The 19,247-nt window shown below is 63.4% G+C and carries 26 protein-coding genes and 1 tRNA gene; 9 read left to right on the top strand and 18 right to left on the bottom strand.

Features of this window, described 5'->3' with window-relative positions; genetic code table 11:
• Nucleotides 1-86 precede the first annotated feature (86 nt).
• Nucleotides 87-272 carry a hypothetical protein gene (locus tag CN311_RS02115; protein ID WP_097571775.1) on the top strand — a complete coding sequence of 62 codons (186 nt, stop codon included), beginning with the start codon at nucleotides 87-89 and terminating at the stop codon, nucleotides 270-272.
• Between the two features lie 21 nt (nucleotides 273-293).
• Here CN311_RS02115 and CN311_RS02110 read toward each other — a convergent pair whose 3' ends face one another.
• Nucleotides 294-1,250, bottom strand: coding sequence for a sugar-binding transcriptional regulator (locus CN311_RS02110; protein WP_097571815.1), 957 nt, complete (start codon nucleotides 1,248-1,250; stop codon nucleotides 294-296).
• A gap of 202 nt (nucleotides 1,251-1,452) precedes the next feature.
• Between CN311_RS02110 and CN311_RS02105 the strand changes: the two genes are divergently transcribed.
• The gene (locus tag CN311_RS02105; RefSeq protein WP_097571774.1) at nucleotides 1,453-2,088 is read left to right on the top strand and encodes an HAD family hydrolase; all 636 of its coding nucleotides are present in this window, start codon (nucleotides 1,453-1,455) and stop codon (nucleotides 2,086-2,088) included.
• Here CN311_RS02105 and CN311_RS02100 read toward each other — a convergent pair whose 3' ends face one another.
• The 8 genes from CN311_RS02100 to ureC all read right to left on the bottom strand — a co-directional run bounded on the left by CN311_RS02100 (nucleotide 2,089) and on the right by ureC (nucleotide 8,253).
• The gene (locus CN311_RS02100) at nucleotides 2,089-2,856 is read right to left on the bottom strand and encodes a class II aldolase and adducin N-terminal domain-containing protein (RefSeq protein WP_097571773.1); all 768 of its coding nucleotides are present in this window, start codon (nucleotides 2,854-2,856) and stop codon (nucleotides 2,089-2,091) included. It lies immediately after the preceding gene.
• A 104-nt stretch (nucleotides 2,857-2,960) separates the two neighbouring features.
• Nucleotides 2,961-3,602, bottom strand: a complete 642-nt coding sequence (gene ureG, locus CN311_RS02095; protein ID WP_097571772.1) for an urease accessory protein UreG — start codon at nucleotides 3,600-3,602, stop codon at nucleotides 2,961-2,963.
• Nucleotides 3,599-4,039 (bottom strand): DUF3995 domain-containing protein, encoded by a 441-nt coding sequence (locus tag CN311_RS02090; RefSeq protein ID WP_097571771.1) that lies wholly within the window; start codon nucleotides 4,037-4,039, stop codon nucleotides 3,599-3,601. The genes ureG and CN311_RS02090 overlap by 4 nt, the downstream gene beginning before the upstream one ends.
• Nucleotides 4,036-4,707, bottom strand: coding sequence for an urease accessory protein UreF (locus CN311_RS02085; protein WP_165779559.1), 672 nt, complete (start codon nucleotides 4,705-4,707; stop codon nucleotides 4,036-4,038). The genes CN311_RS02090 and CN311_RS02085 overlap by 4 nt, the downstream gene beginning before the upstream one ends.
• A complete protein-coding gene (locus CN311_RS02080) occupies nucleotides 4,700-5,284 on the bottom strand; it encodes an urease accessory protein UreE (RefSeq protein WP_097571769.1) in 585 nt (194 codons plus the stop codon). The genes CN311_RS02085 and CN311_RS02080 overlap by 8 nt, the downstream gene beginning before the upstream one ends.
• A gap of 59 nt (nucleotides 5,285-5,343) precedes the next feature.
• Nucleotides 5,344-5,937: a hypothetical protein gene (locus CN311_RS02075; protein WP_097571768.1), complete on the bottom strand. Its 594-nt coding sequence runs from the start codon at nucleotides 5,935-5,937 to the stop codon at nucleotides 5,344-5,346.
• Nucleotides 5,938-5,975: 38 nt separating this feature from the next.
• Entirely contained in the window at nucleotides 5,976-6,470 is a 495-nt protein-coding gene (locus CN311_RS02070) for a DUF29 domain-containing protein (RefSeq protein ID WP_097571767.1), read from the bottom strand.
• Between the two features lie 70 nt (nucleotides 6,471-6,540).
• The gene (ureC, locus tag CN311_RS02065) at nucleotides 6,541-8,253 is read right to left on the bottom strand and encodes an urease subunit alpha (RefSeq protein ID WP_097571766.1); all 1,713 of its coding nucleotides are present in this window, start codon (nucleotides 8,251-8,253) and stop codon (nucleotides 6,541-6,543) included.
• Nucleotides 8,254-8,419: 166 nt separating this feature from the next.
• Here ureC and CN311_RS02060 point away from each other — a divergent pair, with 166 nt between their 5' ends.
• Together CN311_RS02060 and CN311_RS02055 are read left to right on the top strand one after the other, a co-directional pair.
• On the top strand, nucleotides 8,420-8,797 hold the full coding sequence (locus CN311_RS02060; protein ID WP_097571765.1) for a hypothetical protein: 378 nt from the start codon (nucleotides 8,420-8,422) through the stop codon (nucleotides 8,795-8,797).
• A 126-nt stretch (nucleotides 8,798-8,923) separates the two neighbouring features.
• Nucleotides 8,924-9,418, top strand: coding sequence for a hypothetical protein (locus CN311_RS02055; RefSeq protein WP_097571814.1), 495 nt, complete (start codon nucleotides 8,924-8,926; stop codon nucleotides 9,416-9,418).
• Between the two features lie 20 nt (nucleotides 9,419-9,438).
• On the opposite strand, the gene CN311_RS02050 is transcribed toward CN311_RS02055, so the two are convergent.
• From CN311_RS02050 to CN311_RS02030, 5 genes are read right to left on the bottom strand one after another with little or no spacing between them, the layout of a single operon-like run.
• On the bottom strand, nucleotides 9,439-9,744 hold the full coding sequence (locus CN311_RS02050; RefSeq protein WP_097571813.1) for an urease subunit beta: 306 nt from the start codon (nucleotides 9,742-9,744) through the stop codon (nucleotides 9,439-9,441).
• Nucleotides 9,745-9,752: 8 nt separating this feature from the next.
• Nucleotides 9,753-10,346 (bottom strand): HupE/UreJ family protein, encoded by a 594-nt coding sequence (locus tag CN311_RS02045; protein WP_097571764.1) that lies wholly within the window; start codon nucleotides 10,344-10,346, stop codon nucleotides 9,753-9,755.
• Between the two features lie 32 nt (nucleotides 10,347-10,378).
• Nucleotides 10,379-10,633, bottom strand: a complete 255-nt coding sequence (locus CN311_RS02040) for a DUF1272 domain-containing protein (protein ID WP_097571763.1) — start codon at nucleotides 10,631-10,633, stop codon at nucleotides 10,379-10,381.
• A 25-nt stretch (nucleotides 10,634-10,658) separates the two neighbouring features.
• Nucleotides 10,659-10,961, bottom strand: coding sequence for an urease subunit gamma (locus CN311_RS02035; RefSeq protein WP_097571762.1), 303 nt, complete (start codon nucleotides 10,959-10,961; stop codon nucleotides 10,659-10,661).
• A gap of 41 nt (nucleotides 10,962-11,002) precedes the next feature.
• A complete protein-coding gene (locus CN311_RS02030) occupies nucleotides 11,003-11,848 on the bottom strand; it encodes an urease accessory protein UreD (protein ID WP_097571761.1) in 846 nt (281 codons plus the stop codon).
• 200 nt (nucleotides 11,849-12,048) lie between these two features.
• Between CN311_RS02030 and CN311_RS02025 the strand changes: the two genes are divergently transcribed.
• The 3 genes from CN311_RS02025 to CN311_RS02015 all read left to right on the top strand — a co-directional run bounded on the left by CN311_RS02025 (nucleotide 12,049) and on the right by CN311_RS02015 (nucleotide 14,353).
• Nucleotides 12,049-12,303, top strand: a complete 255-nt coding sequence (locus tag CN311_RS02025; RefSeq protein ID WP_097571760.1) for an acyl carrier protein — start codon at nucleotides 12,049-12,051, stop codon at nucleotides 12,301-12,303.
• Nucleotides 12,304-12,307: 4 nt separating this feature from the next.
• Entirely contained in the window at nucleotides 12,308-13,516 is a 1,209-nt protein-coding gene (locus CN311_RS02020; protein ID WP_097571759.1) for a beta-ketoacyl-[acyl-carrier-protein] synthase family protein, read from the top strand.
• Nucleotides 13,517-13,648: 132 nt separating this feature from the next.
• Nucleotides 13,649-14,353 carry a glutathione S-transferase family protein gene (locus CN311_RS02015; RefSeq protein WP_097571758.1) on the top strand — a complete coding sequence of 235 codons (705 nt, stop codon included), beginning with the start codon at nucleotides 13,649-13,651 and terminating at the stop codon, nucleotides 14,351-14,353.
• A 19-nt stretch (nucleotides 14,354-14,372) separates the two neighbouring features.
• Here CN311_RS02015 and CN311_RS02010 read toward each other — a convergent pair whose 3' ends face one another.
• The 3 genes from CN311_RS02010 to CN311_RS02000 form a co-directional block, all read right to left on the bottom strand.
• Nucleotides 14,373-14,744, bottom strand: coding sequence for a hypothetical protein (locus tag CN311_RS02010; RefSeq protein WP_097571757.1), 372 nt, complete (start codon nucleotides 14,742-14,744; stop codon nucleotides 14,373-14,375).
• 86 nt (nucleotides 14,745-14,830) lie between these two features.
• Nucleotides 14,831-15,451 carry a nucleoside triphosphate hydrolase gene (locus tag CN311_RS02005; RefSeq protein WP_097571756.1) on the bottom strand — a complete coding sequence of 207 codons (621 nt, stop codon included), beginning with the start codon at nucleotides 15,449-15,451 and terminating at the stop codon, nucleotides 14,831-14,833.
• Between the two features lie 103 nt (nucleotides 15,452-15,554).
• A complete protein-coding gene (locus CN311_RS02000) occupies nucleotides 15,555-16,679 on the bottom strand; it encodes a hypothetical protein (RefSeq protein ID WP_097571755.1) in 1,125 nt (374 codons plus the stop codon).
• 268 nt (nucleotides 16,680-16,947) lie between these two features.
• Between CN311_RS02000 and CN311_RS01995 the strand changes: the two genes are divergently transcribed.
• Nucleotides 16,948-17,889, top strand: a complete 942-nt coding sequence (locus CN311_RS01995) for a D-alanyl-D-alanine carboxypeptidase family protein (protein ID WP_097571754.1) — start codon at nucleotides 16,948-16,950, stop codon at nucleotides 17,887-17,889.
• A gap of 298 nt (nucleotides 17,890-18,187) precedes the next feature.
• Nucleotides 18,188-18,264: transfer RNA gene (locus CN311_RS01985), tRNA-Arg, on the top strand.
• 290 nt (nucleotides 18,265-18,554) lie between these two features.
• Here the strand turns inward: CN311_RS01985 and CN311_RS01980 are convergent.
• Nucleotides 18,555-19,220, bottom strand: coding sequence for a TetR/AcrR family transcriptional regulator (locus tag CN311_RS01980; protein WP_097571753.1), 666 nt, complete (start codon nucleotides 19,218-19,220; stop codon nucleotides 18,555-18,557).
• Nucleotides 19,221-19,247 lie beyond the last annotated feature (27 nt).

The following is a 19,247-nucleotide window of genomic DNA, read 5'->3' as shown; positions in this document are numbered from 1 at the left end:
GGCCGTAATCGACGTTTGATTGGCGGCAAGGCGCCGCCAGGCCGATATTTGTGATTGAAGATCCCTCATAGCGAAGGCTGACGATCATGACCACGGTCCAGGAAAAACTGCTTCTCACTCCAGGCCACGGCTGGTTTTCGCGGTTGGTGCGCGGATTTGCACGGCACGTAGCGCGGAAACGGACCTATCTCGACATCAGGGAACTGCCGCCGCATCTGCAACGCGACATGGGTTTTCTCGACGGCAACGACCCATACGGCCCGCGCCAATAGCCGTGCTGGATTTATCCCAAATCAGCCTGCCGCCAGCAGGGCAGCGGCGGTTTTCTCATCCGTGATGAGGCCGTTGACCAGCCGCCGGTTCACCGCCGCAAGGATCCCCGGCAGTTTGCGCTCGCCCATGGCGAGCGCGATCACCAGCGACTTTTCGCGCGACGGCAATGCCGCCGACGACACCCGTTCATTGGTGATGCCCTCGATCATCCGGCCTTCGCGGTCGAACACCCACCCGACGATTTCGGCGACACCGCCTGCCTTTTGCAGCGCTTTCAGCTCGCTCTCGGAAATGAAGCCGTCCTCGTAAAGCGGCGCCCTGGGGCCGAGATCGCCAATGCCGACGAAGGTGACGTCGGCCTCCGCCGCAAGCGCCAGTGTCGGCTGGATCATCGGCTGGTTGAGCAGCATCTCGCGCTCCTCCGGCGAGGAGGCGATGACCGGCAGCGGCATCGGGAAGGAGCGCGCCTTGACCCGGTCGGCCATGGTGAAGATGACGTTGTAGAAAGCGGCCGAACCGTCGGGCGAGATGTTGCCGGTCAGCGACACCACCTTGTGCTGCGGGCATTCCATCGGCGGCAGCTGCTCGATGGCCGCCTTCAGCGTGCGGCCGGTGCCGATGGCCATGACGATCGGCTCCGGTGACCTCAGCCGCCGCTCGATCTCGGCGGCCGCCGCCTCGGCGATGCCGATGGTGGTGGAGGACGAGGCGGGATCGCTCGGCACCACCTCGACCAGATCGAGCGCGAAGCGCGATTTCAGCCGTGCAGCGAGGTCGAGGCAATTGGCGATCGGATGATCGACCCGCACCTTGATCAACCCTTCCGACACCGCCAACGACACCAGCCGTTGCGCGGTCTGCCTGGAAATGCCGAGCGTGGCGGCGATCTGGTCCTGCGTGTTGCCGGCAACATAATAGAGCCAGCCGGCGCGCGCCGCGTCGTCCAGCCTGCTGCTGCCTTCCTGCCGCGAATTCAACTTCAGTCCTCCCACCTCCACCCATCACAGGACAGATGCCATAGTCTTGCAGGGAATTGCCCCGTGCGCAATTGTCTATCGCCAGAGCAATTGCTTGCATCGTTCAACGAGGCAATCGCCCCGTCGACATCGCGGATAGACGGGCTCAACAGTTTATCTCCCGGTGCAAACCCGTTATGGGGATCGAAAGAGGGATTCTCGCATGACACAAAAAGCGGTTTTCTGGGACATGGACGGAACGCTGGTCGACAGCGAGCCGCTGCACGAGGCGGCCTTGGTGGCGGCGCTGCACAGTGTCGGCATCCCGCCTCCAAGCAACCTGCATCAGCGGGTGCTCGGTGTCGCGGCATGGCCGGTCTATGAGATGTTGCGCGAGGAGTTCGGTCTCGACCTGCCGTTCGACGACTGGATCGTGCGCAAATACGATCACTACCTGCCGATGGCCGAGACGCTGGTGCCGCGTCCGGGCGCCATCGAGATCTTCAACGAATTGCGCGCGCTTGGCGTGGAACAGGCGGTGGTGTCCAATTCCGATCGGCTTATCGTCGACGCCAATCTGCGGGCGGTTGGCCTTTCCTATCCCGGCATGAAAACCATCAGCCGTAACGATGTGCGCGAGGGCAAGCCGCATCCCGAGCCGTTCCTGCGCGCCGCCTGGCTGGCCGGCGTCGATCCCACGCAAGCGGTCGCAGTCGACGACAGCCGGACAGGCGCCATGGCCGGGTTGGCGGCAGGGATGAAGACGATCTTCTGGCCGGAGGCGCCGATGGAAGGACCGCCCGGCGCCATCGTCATCAACAGCGCCGAGGAATTGCGGGCCGAACTGGGGCTTAAATAGTCAGTTCCGGTAGACCGGTTCCTGCTCGTCGAGAATCGCTTTCAGCTCCGAAAGGTGCCTTTCGGCCTGGCCTGGATAGTCTTCCTGCTCGCGCGCCGATTTTTCGGCGATCTCGTCGGAAAGCACGCGCAGCGGGCGGCCGGTCCACAGCGCCTTGATGTAGGTCTCGGCGGCGCGCTCGAAATAGAACATGCGGTTGAAGGTGTCGGCGACGCTGTCGCCGATGACCAGCACGCCGTGATTGCCCATGACCATCACCTTGACCTTCGGATCTACGAGAAGCTGCGAGCAGCGTTCGCCCTCCTCCTCGAAGGCCAGCCCGCCATAATGGCCGTCGACGACATGGCGGTTGAAGAAGATCGCCGAGTTCTGGTCGATCGGCGGCAAGGTCGAATCGGCGAGCGAGGCGAGCACGGTGGCGTGGATCGAGTGCACATGCATGACGCAGCGCGCATGGCGTACATTGCGATGGATGGCGCCGTGCAGGCCCCACGCTGTCGGGTCGGGCGCATTGGGGCCGGACAGCGTTTCGGGATCGTTGGCGTCGATCAAAAGCAGGTCGCTCGCCTTGATGCGGGAGAAATGCACCTGGTTGGGATTCATCAGGAATTGCGAGCCGTCCTCGTTGACGGCCAGCGAGAAGTGATTGGCCACCGCCTCATGCATGTTGAGCCGCGCCGTCCAACGGAAGGCGCAAGCGAGATCGACGCGCTCCTCGTAAAAGGGCAGGTTGGTCAGCGGTTCCTTCTGCAGGCGGGCGATGCTCATTGAAAACCTCCGTCAAAGAATGAAGGATGCCGCGCACCGCCGACGCGCGCAACCGGTTTCGTTTGGTGCAGACACACCGTTTGGTGGAGACGGGCATCGTTGCCTTACGCGGCAGTGCTTGTGGCGGCGCCGACCCGCAATCCACCCTGCTCGACGATGAAATCGATCACCTCCTGCAGGCCCTTGCCGCGCGACAGGTCGGTGAAGCCGAACGGCCGCTTGCCGCGCATGCGGGCGGCATCCGCCTCCATGACATCGAGATTGACGTTCACATAGGGCGCGAGATCGCTCTTGTTGATGACCAGGAAATCGGAGCGGGTGATCGCCGGACCGCCCTTGCGCGGGATCTCCTCGCCCTGGCAGACCGAGATGACATAGAGCGTCAGGTCGGCAAGATCGGGCGAGAAGGTGGCGGCGAGATTGTCGCCGCCGGATTCGATGAAGACGATGTCGAGATCGGGGAATTTCCTGTTCATCTCGGCGATCGCCTGCAGATTGATCGAGGCATCTTCACGGATGGCGGTGTGCGGACAGCCGCCGGTCTCGACGCCGACGATGCGGTCCTCCGGCAGCGCCTGCAGCCTGGCCAGCATCATGGCGTCTTCCCTAGTGTAAATGTCGTTGGTGACGACGGCGATGGAAAACTCGTCGCGCAGCGCCTTGCAGAGCTTTTCGGTGAGCGTCGTCTTGCCGGAACCGACGGGACCGCCGATGCCGATGCGAAGAGGACCGTTGGTCTGTGTCATGCGGAAAACCCCGTGATGGCAAGAACGGCGAAACCTGCCCCGATCAACAGGCAGAGCGGCGAATAATAGCTGACATCGAGCCGCGCGAAAGGCTGTTCGGGCGCCAGCCGCCGCCACCAGGGCGTGAAGCCGGCAATGCCGCGGCCGAGGAAAACCAGCGCAATGAGCAGCGATGCGGCGGCAAGCCCTGCCTTGGGAAAGGGCGTGGCAAAAACACCCTCCAGCGCCATCGGCCACAGCGTCGCCAGACCGAGGCAAGCGGCGACGGCAAAACAGGCGAAGGGCGCCGGCATCTCGTCGACGCCGCGAAAGCCGACCACCGCATGGGCGCAGGAGGTGGCATCCCTGCCCGGCCAGATGCCGCCAATGCCCCAATAGACATGCAGCGTGGTGATCAAAAGCAGGACGAGGGAGAGAATGAAAGCAAGCACGATCATGAGCGGAACAAACGGGAATACTGGGTTTCGTGCTTCATCGCCATGATGTCGGAGACGAAGGCGCAGCCGCCGAGGTCGTCAAGCGTCGAATTGGAGGCGCGGGTGGCCGTGTCCAGCGCCAGCGGCTCGAAGCCGGCGAGCAGCGCCGTGGCTTCCGTCTGGCCGACGACGCCGAGCCTGATCGCGGCCTGGACGAGATTGGAGAAGAAGGCCTGCAGGAAGGCCGACAGCGCGTCTGGCAAGGCAATGCCGTTGCCGCCGGCCACCGCGCCGACAGCGACGCAATAGGGGCATTCCGCCGGCGGACGTTCCAGCACCTGGCGCGGCCAGGCGGAAGCCGCGTTGAGGAAGGCTTGGCCTTGCAGCATTGTCTCGGTGTGGCGCTCGCGCGAGCCGGCCAGCGCCTCGGCAAGTGCCGCGACCTCATCGAGGTCGCCGCCCTCGCGGGCGCGTCGCCAGCTTTCGGCGAATAGCACGGCATCGTTCCAGCCCGAGCCCATCTCGACCAGCGTCTCCAGCCACGCGGCGAGGCCGTGGCGGTCGGCCACCAGTCCGTCATGCACCGCGCGTTCGAGGCCATGGCTGTAGGAAAAGCCGCCGACCGGGAAAGCCGGCGACAGCCACGCCATCAGCCGCAACAGGGCGATGCTCGACGGCTGGTCAGTCATGGTCATGATGATGGTGGTCATGCGAATGGCTGTGCGAATGAGAATGCGACTCGCCATGGGCATGCGAATGCGCTTCGGCATGACTATGTGCCTCGGCATGGGCATGACCGTGGCCGGAATAGGCGCCGCGCACCGGCACGAACGGCTCCAGGACATCGGTGACCGTGGCGCCGAGCCCTTCCAGCATCGCCTTGATGACATGGTCGCGCAGGATGAGGATGCGGTTCGCCTCTATCGCGGCGGCAAGATGCCGGTTGCCGATATGCCAGGCGAGCTCGGTGAGATGAACAGGGTTTATGGCGCGGATGTCGTAGAGTGGTTCCCCGGCGGCGATGATCTCGACATGGCGGCCATCCTCGAGCACCAGCCGGTCGCGGTCGCCCAAGGCAACCGGCTCGGGCAGGTCGACCAGCACCTTGTCGCCGCCTGACGTCTCGATGGCGCGGCGGCGCAGATGCCGTTCGTCATGGGCAAGCACGACACGATCATATGGCGCGGTCGTTCCCGCCTCGCTGGCGGTCAGCACGGAGACAGCGCGCGGGAATTTGGTGAAATCGGTGCGAATGTCGAGCTTCATTGTAAAAATCTGCCTTTCCCAAGAAGCCTAGACCATCCTGCCCGTCGGCCCAACGGGGCTCAAGCGATCGTGTCGAAGAGCCGCAGGATGAACGATATCTGGTAGATCAGCGTGCCGGCGACGAAGGCGATGTGAAAGCGGCGGTCGCGCACCAGGATCGCGACAATGCAGAGCGCAACGAAAACCGGCGTGCGGATCAAATATTCGATGCCGAAATGGGCGAAATGCTCCGGCCCTTTCAGCAGCGTATCGACGATGTCGAGCAGATAGGTCAATGCCAAGAGGCCAAAGAACCAGGCGCGGCGCGAATAGAAAAAATCCTCGTAGCTGGTGTAGTCGAGCATGGAGTCCGGGAACAGCAGCGCGCACAGCATGAACAGGGTGACGGCATAGAAGATAAGAAACAGGTATTTGCCGAAGGTCCAGGTCTCGAGGGTGTAGAGTCCGAACTCCCACCACCAGAAATGCACCAGAAACAACAGCATGGAGCCGACCCAGGCCAGATGCACCGGGTAGAGCCGGTACTGGCCGGGATGCTGGACGATGCGGGCCAGACCCGACAACAGGCGCGTGACGCCGAGGCCGATCACCATGCCCATGACGATGCGGACATGCGGGAAGATGTCGTGAGTGGAGACGAGTTGTTGCTCCATAGGAGGTCAGTAAGGCCATTCGACGCTGGAGGGATGGTTCATTCGCGTACAAGCTGGTCTGACGTCCATGGAGCGCCGGGGAAAAAATCCTGATCCAGCACGTCCGCGATCTGATAGGGACAATCGGCAGGAAAATCCTTTTCAGGCAACCCCGTCTCGTCAGCCGCTTTCAATCTCGCAAATTCGAACTCGCTAGCGAGTTGCTTGCGTGGATAGGCCTTGAGGCTGAGGCTTTCGTTGATCAACTTCTTGATCCGATGTCGCTGCTCGCGGATCGTCAACAGCCAGCCAGTCTTGCGTCTCTCTGGCTGAAACTGCCATTTAAGCAGGTGCAGAAGCAGAGTACCCAGTCTGCTCTCGATCTCTCGTTTGTCACTCCGCCCCAAACTTTCGATCTCCTCGGCAAGGTTCTCACGATCGAGGTCGGAGAGACGGCCTTCACGCAGCAGCGCGCCCTGTTCGGCGCACCACTGAGCATAGTCTGTCTCATAGGGTGTAGACTTATGCCGACGCTGAATTTGAATCTTGTTCATGGCTGCATAATGCGCCGTTTTCGATAGCAAGCCAATCGTGGATGAACTCAGGCCGCAGGCCGGTTTCGTCTCAAAAAAGAAAATACCTTTGTGCCATCGGCAGCACGGTGGCCGGCTCGCAGGTGAGCAGCTCGCCGTCAGCGCGGACCTCGTAGGTTTCGGGGTCGACCTCGACATGCGGCGTGGCGTCGTTGAGCACCATCGAATGCTTGCCGATGCCGCCACGGGTGTTCTCGACCGCGACCATCTGCTTGTCGACGCCGAGCCGGCCTTGCAGGCCTGAGTCGAAAGCAGCCCTGGAGACGAAAGTCACCGACGAGTTGGTCAGCGCCTTGCCATAGGCGCCGAACATCGGCCGGTAGTGCATCGGCTGCGGCGTCGGGATCGAGGCGTTGGGATCACCCATGGGTGCGGCGGCGATCGAGCCGCCGACTAGCACCATCTCCGGCTTGACGCCGAAGAACGCTGGGTTCCACAGTACGAGGTCGGCGCGTTTTCCCACCGCCACCGAGCCGATCTCTTTCGACAGGCCATGCGCTATGGCCGGATTGATCGTGTATTTGGCGATGTAGCGGCGGACGCGGAAATTGTCGTTGTCACCTCGCTCCTGCGGCAGCGAACCACGCTGGCGCTTCATCTTGTCGGCGGTCTGCCAGCAGCGGATCGCCACCTCGCCGACGCGGCCCATGGCCTGCGAGTCCGACGAGATGATCGAGAAGGCGCCGATGTCGTGCAGGATGTCTTCCGCCGCGATGGTCTCCTTGCGGATGCGGCTTTCGGCAAAGGCGATGTCTTCGGGGATCGACGGCGACAGATGGTGGCAGACCATGAGCATGTCGAGATGCTCGGCCAGCGTGTTGACCGTGTAAGGCCGCGTCGGATTGGTCGAGGACGGGATGACATTGGGCAGGCCGCAGACCTTGATGATGTCAGGCGCATGGCCGCCGCCGGCGCCCTCGGTGTGGAAGGCATGGATGGTGCGGCCCTTGATCGCCGCGACTGTGTTTTCGACAAAGCCGGATTCGTTCAGCGTGTCGGTGTGGATCATCACCTGGACGTCGTAATCGTCGGCGACCGACAGGCAGCAGTCGATGGCCGCCGGCGTCGTGCCCCAGTCCTCGTGCAGCTTCAACGAGCAGGCGCCGGCGAGCACCATCTCCTCAAGTGCTGCCGGCAGCGAGGCGTTGCCCTTGCCCGACAGGCCGATATTCATCGGGAAGGCGTCGAAGGACTGGATCATGCGCGCCATATGCCAAGGCCCCGGCGTGCAGGTGGTGGCCAGCGTGCCATGCGCCGGGCCGGTGCCGCCGCCGAGCATGGTGGTGATGCCGGACATCAGCGCCTCCTCGATCTGCTGCGGGCAGATGAAATGGATATGCGCGTCGAAGCCGCCGGCGGTCAGGATCTTGCCCTCGCCGGCGATGATTTCCGTGCCGGGGCCGATGATGATGGTGACGCCCGATTGCGTGTCCGGATTGCCGGCCTTGCCTATTGCCGCGATGCGGCCGTCCCTGAGGCCGATATCGGCCTTGACGATGCCGGCCACGGCATCGACGACCAGGGCGTTGGTGATGACGGTGTCGACCGCGCCTTGCGCGCGTGACACCTGGCTCTGGCCCATGCCGTCGCGAATGACCTTGCCGCCGCCGAATTTCACCTCCTCGCCATGCAGGGTGAAATCCTTTTCGACCTCGATGAACAATTCGGTGTCGGCAAGCCGAACTCTATCACCGACCGTCGGGCCATACATCTGGGCATAAGCGGCGCGGGTGATTCTAGCCATCAGCAATTGCTCCCGAAGATCCGGCTTGTCGAGGTCCGTCCCACATTGTCGCCATCCTATGGTCACGCAATGACCCGCTGGGCGACACCTTGCGATCCCATTTAGCGTTTGAGGTGGCCGGGTCACCCCAAATCGACCGTTTGCCAATCGATGGAAAGGAAAATCCATGCGCAAAATCGTATTTGTCGCAGCCGTCGCCACTCTTGCCCTGGCGAGCGCCGCCAGCGCCCAGCAACAGCCTGCCCAGCCCGCGCCGGCGCCCGCGGCCCCCGCTCCGGCGCCCGGAGCTCAGCCGGCCGCGCCGACGATCCAGAGCGTCAACATCGTCGACATCAAGGAGCTGCCCCAGACCACACAGACGCAGGTCAACCAGGTGATCGCCCAGCGCGGCGACGCCGGCCTGCAGAAACTGCGCAGCTCGATCGACGCGACACCGAAGGTCAAGTCCGCGCTTGAAGCCAAGGGGCTCACCTCGGCGCAGGTGATCGCGGCCAGCATGAGCAATGATGGCGCGCTGACCCTGATCACCAAGAAAGCGAGCTGACGACAGGCCGTGGCGGGCCGGCACAAGGTCGGCCTGCCGCGTCGATGGGGGAACCTTCTGCGGGCAGGATTCGTTTCGATCTTTTGACCCTGAAGCCAAATTCGAAAAGGACGCCGAGAGCGAATGATGGCGATAACCACCTTCCCCGATGCCAAATGGCTTCATGCGACCGCCGCGGTGGCGTTTCTCGCGGCCAGCGTCCCCCACACCGCGCTCAACGCGCAAAGTCTCGAGAGCCCTGATACCGTCAACCGGATCGTCGGCTCTGAGGTCAGGCAGGAAGAGACCAACACGGTCGTGGAGGCCCGCAAGGTCGCTACCGCGATCGACCGGACGCGCGAAAACATCGGCACGGTTCGCAAGACATCCAAGCTCGACAAGGTCGATATCGTTTTCCTGACCGACGCCGCACGCGCGGAAGGCGGCCCGCCGCCGGCGATCGAGAGCAAGGTCGAGCAACATCGGGACGACATTGCGGAACTGCGCAAGGAGATCGAGGCGAATGCGCTGCTGTTCAACGCCATCGACTCGCGTCGCGTGACGACCGAAGACGTGCTCGCTGTCGAATTCGACGATCCGGGACGGGTCGTCATCTATGCCGCGGCCAAGCCGTCCAACTAGGCCGCTCGACGCCCTGGATCTCACAGGGCGCCCATGATCTTCTGCTGAAATCCGTAGACCTCGCGCCTGCCGCCGAGAGGCACCAGCGTGACGTCGCGCTCCTGCCCCGGTTCGAAACGCATGGCCGTGCCGGCGGCGATGTCGAGACGCATGCCCCGCGCCCTGTCGCGATCGAATTTCAGCCCTTCATTGGTTTCGAAGAAATGGTAGTGGCTGCCGACCTGGATCGGCCGGTCGCCGCTGTTGGCCACTTTCAAGGTGACGGTCGGCTGCCCCTTGTTCAGCTCGATGTCGCCGCCTGCTGTGATGATTTCGCCCGGGATCATCGCCAGCCTCACAGAACGGCGAACACGAGGCCGAGACCGATGGCGGCACAGGCGCCGCCGGCGACACGGGCAAGGCTGCGAAACCGCGCGCCAAGACCGAGCCCGGCAGCGATTCCGACGGCATGGAGCGCTGCGGTGGCGACGGCAAAGCCGGCCATGTATTCCAACCCGCCGGCATTTTCCGGCACTTCGGTGCCGTGGGCGTGGCCATGGAACAGCGCGAACAGGCCGATGATGGCGATGCCGGCCGAGACCGGCAGATCGACAGCCAGCGCGACCAGCAATCCCAGCGCCACGACGGAGGCCAGGATTCCCGGCTCGACGAAGGGTACGGGCACATGTGCCATGCCGAGCGCGCCACCGACCAGCATGACGCCGACGAAGGCCAGCGGCCAGGCCCAGATCGCCTTGCCGCCCTTGAGTGCAGCCCACAGGCCGACGGCAATCATCACCGTCATGTGGTCGAGACCGGAAAGCGGATGGAGGAAGCCTGATGTGAGGGACGAGGTCGAACCGATGCCGACATGGGCATAGGCGGGTATCGCCGCGGCCAGCAGCAGGATCGCCGAGAGGGTGGTGCGTTTCATCGTTGCGGGGATCATCGATAAGCCTTCTCTACTGGGGATCATGCCGGTCAGGCGGCCTTGCGCGGACCGCAGCCTTCGGCCTTGAGCACGCGCTTGGTCGAGGCGGGATATTTCTTCAGCTTCGCCGCAGAGCGGATCGGGCGGGGTGCAAAATTGCCGCCACAGTTCGGGCAGACGCCACCCAGCACATTTGTGGCGCAATCGGCGCAAAAGGTGCATTCGAAGGTGCAGATCACCACTTCCGTCGCCTCCGGCGGCAGGTCCTTGTCGCAGCATTCGCAGTTGGGGCGCAGCTCAAGCATTATCCTCTCCTCACCTTATCGGCCCTCACCTTATCGGCTCGTGCACGGTCACCAGCTTGGTGCCGTCGGGAAAGGTCGCCTCGACCTGGACGTCGTGGATCATCTCGGCAATGCCGTCCATCACCTGCGCACGGGTCACGACATGGGCGCCGGCCTCCATCAGCTCTGCCACCGGGCGGCCATCGCGGGCACCCTCGACGACGAAGTCGCTGATCAGCGCGATCGCTTCCGGATGATTGAGCTTGACGCCGCGTTCGAGCCGCTTGCGCGCCACAATGGCTGCCATGGCGATGAGCAGCTTGTCCTTTTCCCTCGGCGTCAGGTTCATGCGTTTCCCTAGATGGTATCAACAGCGTGGCGTAATCGGAATCAGAGTGACCATAATTTGGGCAGACCCGCCCGTCCGTTGAGCAATTCGACGAGCGGAACCAGCCGCTTGCGAAGCTGGTAGCCGTCCGCGCCGAACAGCCTCGCAAGAAGCTTGCCAGATTTCCTCACGCTCCAGGCACTGGCGTCACCCTCGCCGCCGATGATCTGCCTGGCCGGGTCGAGCAAGGCCTCCGCGCGCGGCGAAACCATCAGCAGCGTCGCCATGGCGATGGCGCCGCCGGCGACCGCGGATCGGCCAAGAGCAGCCGCGATGCCGGGCCCGATGCGGAAATCCTCGGCATGAACGAGCACGCCCTCCCGGCTGACCCGCCAGCGATCGTGGAAACTGCCTTGGGCAGCGCGTTCCCCCATGGCAAGGCGGCCGAAGACGGTCGCCTCGAGCAAGAGCGCCTCGGCGCCGGCGGCAAGTTCCACATCGAGCCTGCGGGCAAAGGCCGATCGGTCAAAGACTATGGTCTCCTGCGGCAGCCAGGCAATGCGGCCATGTTCGCCGACGCTTAGCTTCACCCGCACCTCCGCACGGCCGGATGCCGCCCGATAGACCTTCTCGCAGGCCTGGGTGGTTATGGTGGCGGAAGCGCCGGCGCCGACTTCGATCTCCCATCCAAGGCGGTCGCCGCCGGTCAGTCCGCCGGCGGTGTTGATCAGCACGGCTTCCAGCGGATCGGCCGAGACGGCCGGCATGCGGATCTTGGCTGAACCATCCTGATAGAGGCGCCGCAGGCGCGTGCGGCCGCCATTCCTGTCGCAGGCAAGCCGTGCCATTCCGGCGACGCGCTGGGCGGCCGGCAGAACCGAAATCTGGCCATGTTCGATCGTGTCCATGGCGCTAACGTTAAGCACTCGCACGGCTTTGTCGATATATAGCTTGTTGCCTGACAGCGTTTCGGTTTCTATAGAGGGAGCCACCTTGGAGCGGTCATGCAGCGCCTGATGGGGTAAAAGGGCGACGACGATCCGAATCCAGGGACAAAAGGGGCGCTGATCAGTTGGCGTCGGGAAACGAAGGTTGGGGAAGAAACCGAATGGCTGATCAGCTGGCAACAGACATCATCTCGAAGATCAAGGCTCACGCCGAGCCCAGCGGCGAAGAAATCACCACCAATACCGAGTTGACTGCACTGGGCATCCATTCGCTGGAACTGACCGAGATCATCTTCGATCTCGAGGAGGAGTACGGCATCGAGATCGAGATGAACACGGTCGATGCCTGGAGCAATCTGAAGAATGTGGGCGACATGGTCGAGGCGGTTCGCGCGCTGATCGCGAAAAAAGCCTGATCGAATGCACAAGCGCGTCGTCATTACCGGCATCGGCGGCATTTGCGGGCTCGGCACCAATGCGTCCGCGATCTGGGGCGAAATGCGCGCCGGCCGCTCGGCCATTGGCCCGATCGTCAATTCGGAACTGCATGACCTGAAGGTCAGGGTCGGCTGCGAGATCAAGGCACTGCCCGAGCATGGCATCGACCGCAAGCAGCTGGTGTCGATGGACCGCTTCAGCCTGCTGGCGACGATCGCCGCACGGGAAGCCGCGCAGCAAGCCGGATTGATGCCGCACGAGACCAATACCTTCCGGATGGGCACCATCGTCGGCGTCGGCGTCTGCGGCTGGGAGGCGATCGAAGAGAGCTATCGTGCCATCCTGCTCGAAGGAAAGAGCCGCGCCGGCATTTTCACCGTGCCGAAGGTGATGCCCGGTGCGGCGGCCGGCCATGTCAGCATGAATCTCGGCCTGCGCGGACCGGTCTTCGGCATAACCTCGGCCTGCTCCTCGTCGAATCACGCCATCGCCTCGGCGGTCGACCAGATCAGGCTCGGCCGCGCCGACGTCATGGTTGCCGGCGGCACCGATGCGCCGCTGGTCTGGGGCATTCTGAAGGGCTGGGAGGCTTTGAGGGTGCTGGCGCCCGACACGTGCCGGCCGTTCTCGGCCGATCGCCAGGGCCTGGTGCTCGGCGAAGGCGCCGGCATGGTGGTGCTGGAAACCTATGAGCACGCCATGGCGCGCGGCGCCGAAATCCTTGCCGAGGTGGCCGGCGCCGGCCTTTCCGGCGATGCGTCCGACATTGTCGCGCCGACCATCGAAGGGCCGGAGGCGGCGATGCGCTTCTGCCTCGTCGATGCCGGGCTCAATCCGGAAGATATCGACTATCTCAACGCGCATGGCACCGGCACCAAGGCCAATGACCAGATCGAGACGGCGGCGATCAAACGCGTCTTTGGCGACTATGCCCACAGGCTTTCCATCTCGTCGACCAAATCGATGCACGCCCACTGTCTTGGCGCGTCGGGCGCGCTGGAACTGATCGCCTGCGTCATGGCGATTCGCGAAGGTATCGTGCCGCCGACAGCCAATTTCCGCGAAGCCGACGCCGATTGCGATCTCGACATCACGCCGAACGTGGCGCGCGAGCGCAAGGTGCGTACAGCGATCAGCAACAGCTTCGCCTTCGGCGGCACCAATGCGGTGCTGGCATTCAAGGCCGTCTGACCGCAAGCACCGTGCCATGATCCCGACAGGCTGAAACTTTTTGTGCGCACACATTGATCGCGCCGGGCGCTGTATTAGCTCTTCTTCGCCATGCCCGTGCCGCCCGGCGCAAATCCCCGCCCAGGAGTTCCGATGACCGACCTGTCCGCCTTTCCGATCGCCACGCGCTGGCCGGCCCGCCATCCCGACCGCGTCCAGCTCTATTCATCTCCGACGCCGAATGGCGTGAAGATTTCGATCGCGCTTGAGGAACTCGGCCTGCCCTACGAGGCGCATTTTGTGGACATCGGCAAAAACGAAAGCTGGACGCCGGAATTCCTGTCGCTGAACCCGAACGGCAAGATACCGGCGATGATCGATCCGAACGGTCCGGGCGGCAAGCCGATCGGCCTGTTCGAATCCGGCGCCATTTTGCTCTATCTCACCGACAAGACCGGCAAGCTCATCCCCGCCGACCCGATACGGCGCTATGAGACGATCCAGTGGGTGTTCTTCCAGATGGCCTCGATCGGGCCGATCTTCGGACAAGTCGGCTTTTTCAACAAATTCGCCGGGCGCGAGATCGCCGACAAGCGGCCGCTGGAGCGCTACCGCGATGAGTCGCGACGACTGATCGGCGTGCTCGAGACCAGGCTGAAGGGCCGCAAATGGATCATGGACGACGATTACACCATCGCCGATATCTCGATGCTGGGCTGGGTGCGCAACCTGATCGGCTTCTATGAGGCGCGGGAACTCGTCGGCTTCGACGATTTTCCCGATGTAGCGGCATGGCTGGAGCGCGGCCTTGCCCGGCCGGCGGTTCAAAGGGGCCTCAACATCCCGGCCCGGGCCTGAGTAAACCGGCCGCAGCCGCCTATTTTGCCTTGGCCCTGGTTTTGGAGCCACCCTTGCCCATGACGGAAGCGGCCAGGGAGGCTGCGCCCCTGGCAGTGGCGACAACGGCGCCGGCGGCAACATTGGCTGTCGTCTTGACCGTGCGCATGGCGCTGCCCGCAACGGAGCCGCCGCTGGTTGCCGGCTTTTTAGGCTTGGCAGGTCTTGGGGCGGATTTTGCAGCTGCCTTGGCCGGCGGCATGACCTTCTTCGGCGCTGCCTTGCCGAAAGCCGGCTTCGCGTCCTTGGAGCGCGCGGCGATTGCCGGACCGGCGCCTGTCTTCGACTGGACTGATTTGGACTGGGCTGCCTTGCCCTTGGCGGGCGCGGGCTTTCTTGCCTTGGTTGCCATCGGACGGTTCCCTCGTGGCGGCACAATTGCCGTGTCAACCATAACGGCCTGAAAGTCTTAAGGTTCCGGCCCGCGCCTTCTGCGAATTAGGCGTGATCGCCGATCACCAGATCGGCTTGCCGGCGGCGGGCAAGCACGCGGTCGATGTTCGGCATGTCGTTGGAAGCGATCCAGGCGCGGGCATCCTCATCGGAGCGGCCATGACCGTGCCATCGCTCGAGCAGCCGGCGCTCGAGCTCGGCGCGTGGTACATCGACGAAGATCGAGAAGTCGAACAAAGGCGCCAGCCGTGGCCAGGGTTCCTCGTCAAGCAAGAGATAGTTGCCTTCGACCAGGATGAATTTGGTCCCGGTGGCGACGATCGAGGCGGCGGCGCGCGACAGTTCCATGCTGCGATCGAACACGGGAATCGCGATATCCGGCTCGCCGGCGCGGATGCGCTTCAGCAGCGTCTCGAAGCCGGCAAAGTCAAAGGTTTCAGGTGCCCCCTTGCGCGCACGCAGGCCGCGCCGCTCGAGCACGATGTCGTCGTAGTGGAAGCCGTCCATCGGCACGACTTCCGAGGCACCCTCGGGCAGCAGATCATGCAGGCTGGCCGACAATGTCGATTTGCCGGCGCCCGGAGGGCCGGCGATGGCGACAATGAAGCGGCTCGCCTTGCCGGCGCGCTTGAAGATGGTGGCCGCAAGATGGGCGATCTCGGACATGGCATTCCCAGCGATGTTTCGTCACTATCTTGGCAACAGTCGACGGAAATTTCAAACCCCGGTTTCGGGCATGAGTTCGGCTCCGTTATGCGGCGTTGCGCAATCAGGCAGGAACCGACCGGCCGATCCGCAGGAAATCGCTGTCGAAAGCAACGTCCCGCATCGTGCTTTCGGCAGCCAGGACGTGCATCATTCCATGTCCGGTCACGATATCGCGCGGCGGCTCGCCGTTGTTCTGCGACCCTTCCCGGGACTGCGGCAAGGCGCCGATGACATGGCGGAAGGAGAGGCTGCGGCCCTCGGCAAGGGCAAAGGCGGTCGCCACGCCTTCCCGCTTCAGCCAGTTGTCGCCAAGCGACGCGGCATGGCCGAGCGCCGTGCGCCCATCCTCGATGCCGAGCACGCCGCGATGGCGGCCGCTCCACGGCGCGTAATCGCGCCCGCCATTGCTGATCCACAGCATGGTGACCGGCAGTTCGGCCGGGTTCTTCAGCACCAGCACCAGATCCTGCTCGGCGTGCCGCGCCAGAGCGGTCCAGCCCAGCCCGCCATGGTCGGCCTCGACCAAAGTGAGAAAGTCCTCGCGCTCGAGGTCCATGCGGTAGTCGCCGAGATCGAGCGTGCCGCCATCGGCGGCAGGAAACCGCGTCAGGTCGGCTGAACGGGCGGGATAGGCCAGGCGGAAGCGGCCGCGCGCCGGATCGGGCTCCAGCGGATCGTCCGGCGTTGCCGCAAACCGCTTCGGCGAAAAGGCGAGCCTGCCGCCATTCCTCATTGCCGTCATCGGATGATGGGCGACGGAAATCGCTCCCGAACCGCCGGAAAAGACGTGCTCCTGGTAGAGAAATGGATGGCCGTCATGCAAGGTCAGGATCTTGTCGACCGCAGCGCCCATGACCTTGCGGCGCAGCCGAAAGGTGGCCCGCCAGCCATCGCCCGTCGCCTCGGAGGCAACAACATCCCAGGGGCTGTTCGCCGTCCAGCCATGCAAGGGCGCTGCCTCGACATCGCTGCGCGAAAACGGCGCGCAGAGGAAATCGCCGGACAGATGCATGGTGCCCTCGGGCAGGTCTTGCGGCAGCGTCTCGCGCGGCTCGTCGATCCAGGGGGCGCGATGCAGCGGCTTCAGCCGGCGGCCGTCTATATCTACCGCCATGTCGGAGAGATGGCCGACCGCAAGATCGACCGACACCGAAATACCCTTTGCCTCGATCGTGACAATGTCCATGCGCACCTGCCGATTCTGTCGCGCCAGCAAAACCCGCTCAGCGCCTGTTATGCAAGCGCGGCCGCAGGCGATTCCCATCAGACAACCGCGGTTCTGTCAGGAAACAGTCGATTCCCGGCGGCGTATGCTCGACGGCCATCTCGTCTGCGCTGCCTGTGGACGGGCGGCAATCCCGGGCGGGACCGATATTAACCAAATGGACGCGGCAAGCAGGTTAGGCTAGGTTTCGTCCGTCTCAGCAACAGCTATGCTTTCAGAATAGACCATTTTGTTCAAACCGCGTCTCTTTCCGCTTATCCTCAGATTTGTCGCGGCGTTCGCACTGCTGGCGTTCGGCGCTGCCTGCACGACGACACCGCCCGAGACCATACTGGCGGTGCCGGCGGCGCCACAAAAATATGCTGCAATCGTCGTCGACGCCAGAACCGGCCAGACGCTGTTCGAGGTGAATTCGACGGCGCCGCGCTACCCGGCGTCGCTGACCAAGATGATGACGCTCTACCTGCTCTTCGAGGCGCTGGATTCAGGCCGCGTCAGCAAAGAGACGCAGATCCCGGTCTCGGACAATGCCGCCAGGCAGCCGCCGACCAAGCTGCGCTTCAGGCGCGGCGAGACGATCGATGTCGATTCGGCGATCCGGGCGATCGTCGTCAAATCGGCGAACGACGTGGCGGTCGCGGTCGCCGAATATCTCGGCGGCAGCGAAGACGCATTCGCCGGCGCAATGACGGCTAAAGCCCGCCAGCTCGGCATGCGCAACACCGTCTTCCACAACGCTTCGGGCCTGCCGGACGGCGACCAGCACACCACGGCGCGCGACATGGCGGTGCTCGGTATGGCGCTCCGCGCCCGCTTCCCGCAGCAGTTCCACTATTTCTCCGAAAGCGACTTCATGTTCCGCGGCCGGCTGGTGCGCGGCCATAACGACATGCTCGGCCGCGTGCGCGGCGTCAACGGCATCAAGACCGGCTATATCAGGGCCTCCGGCTTCAACATCGTCACCTCCTACGAGGCCGACGGACGCCGGCTCATCATCGTGGTGATGGGCGCCGACAGCGCACGCCAGCGCAACGACCATGTCGAGGCACTGATCCAGCGGAGTCTCTCGCCGATGGCGGCGGATACGAAAACGAGGCTGATGTACGCCGGGCAGCAGCAGACCGCTTCGCCACCCCCCGGTTTGCCGCCACCTGGTTTGCCGGGTCCATAGACAATCGGAGAAGAGCTGGAAGCGCGGCACCCACGGAAAGCTCGGCTATTTGATCTCGCGGCAATGGACGCGGTTGGCAGAGATGCAACTGGATGCGATGCACGAGCTGGCGGGGGCGAAGAAACCGAAGCGGGCGGGACGGAGACGGGTGGCGAAAGGTGACGCGGCCGGGTGGGGTCGCGCTATGCCCTAAGGAAGCCATCCCAATTGACCGTTGAAGCCCGCCTCCGCTTCCGCTAAGAAGCCATGGCTTGCCGGTTTACCGGCTGGTTCGTTTTCCGGATCGCCGATCCTGAAAGCACCCGTAGCTCAGCTGGATAGAGCGCTGCCCTCCGAAGGCAGAGGTCACAGGTTCGAATCCTGTCGGGTGCGCCAAACTCCGCAGATTGCCCTCTATTGCCGCCGATAACCTCCGAAACTGCGCCTACGGTAAGAGCGGTGAACAACCGCCGGACGGAAAGACATACAAATGGCGGTGTTTGGCGGCAGAAGAGTTCGAATCGCTTCCGGTCGAACGGTCTTTTTTACCCGCCGCATGCACCGGTATGGGTTTTGAGTGGCTTCTATGCGCCATCTATTTTGCCGATGGGGGGTAGCGGTTACTCCGCCGGTCAGCCCGCTGCCAATGATAATATTCGCGTTGATGTCAATGGAGCATTCAAAATTCATGCAAGTCCCAGGCTATCCCCCGCGTGATCGCTGCCACCGTGCGCGGCGATGAACATGGCGACGGCAGACCGACAATAAGATTCGATTTCGTTGTCGTCCTCTGCTCTCGCCTCATCGAAACGTGCGATAATTAGGAGATCGGATCCTTTGAACAGCGCCGCAAACAAGCGGGCTGACCGGAGAGGATCGGGCACGTTCAGAAGCGCCTTCGTGTGCAACTGACGCAACAGGGCCTCGATTTGGGCGATGACATGGGCGGGGCCGGCTTCGTAATGGAGCTTGCTTAGCGACTTTTGGTTCGTCTTGTCGGCCATGACCATGGCTTCGACACTGCGGACGTCTGATCTCAACAGCGTGCGAAGCAGTGATAATCCCACCGCCATGAGCTGATCTTTGACCGAACCGTCGACGCCTTCAACAAGGGCCTGTGGTGCAAACAACTGATGGCAGCCGGCCGCGATGGCCGCGCTGAACAGCGCCTCCTTATTCTCGAAGTGCCGATAGATGCTGAGCTTGGATATCTTCGCTCGCTGGGCAACCTTGTCCAATGTCGTCGCTTGAAAACCCAGTTCTGCGAAAAGTTCGCCCGCGGTGTCGACGATCGTTTGGCCAAGCGCCTCGTTGGCGGGCCGGCCGCGCCGGCCCTGTCTGTTTTCGGTCACGACAATTCCAGTCCTTGACAGTATCGT

The sequence above is a fragment of the Mesorhizobium sanjuanii genome (assembly GCF_002529485.1).
Classification (GTDB): Bacteria; Pseudomonadota; Alphaproteobacteria; order Rhizobiales; family Rhizobiaceae; genus Mesorhizobium; species Mesorhizobium sanjuanii.
Note: the sequence above shows the minus strand (reverse complement) of the source record. Positions and strands in the feature narration are given on the sequence as shown.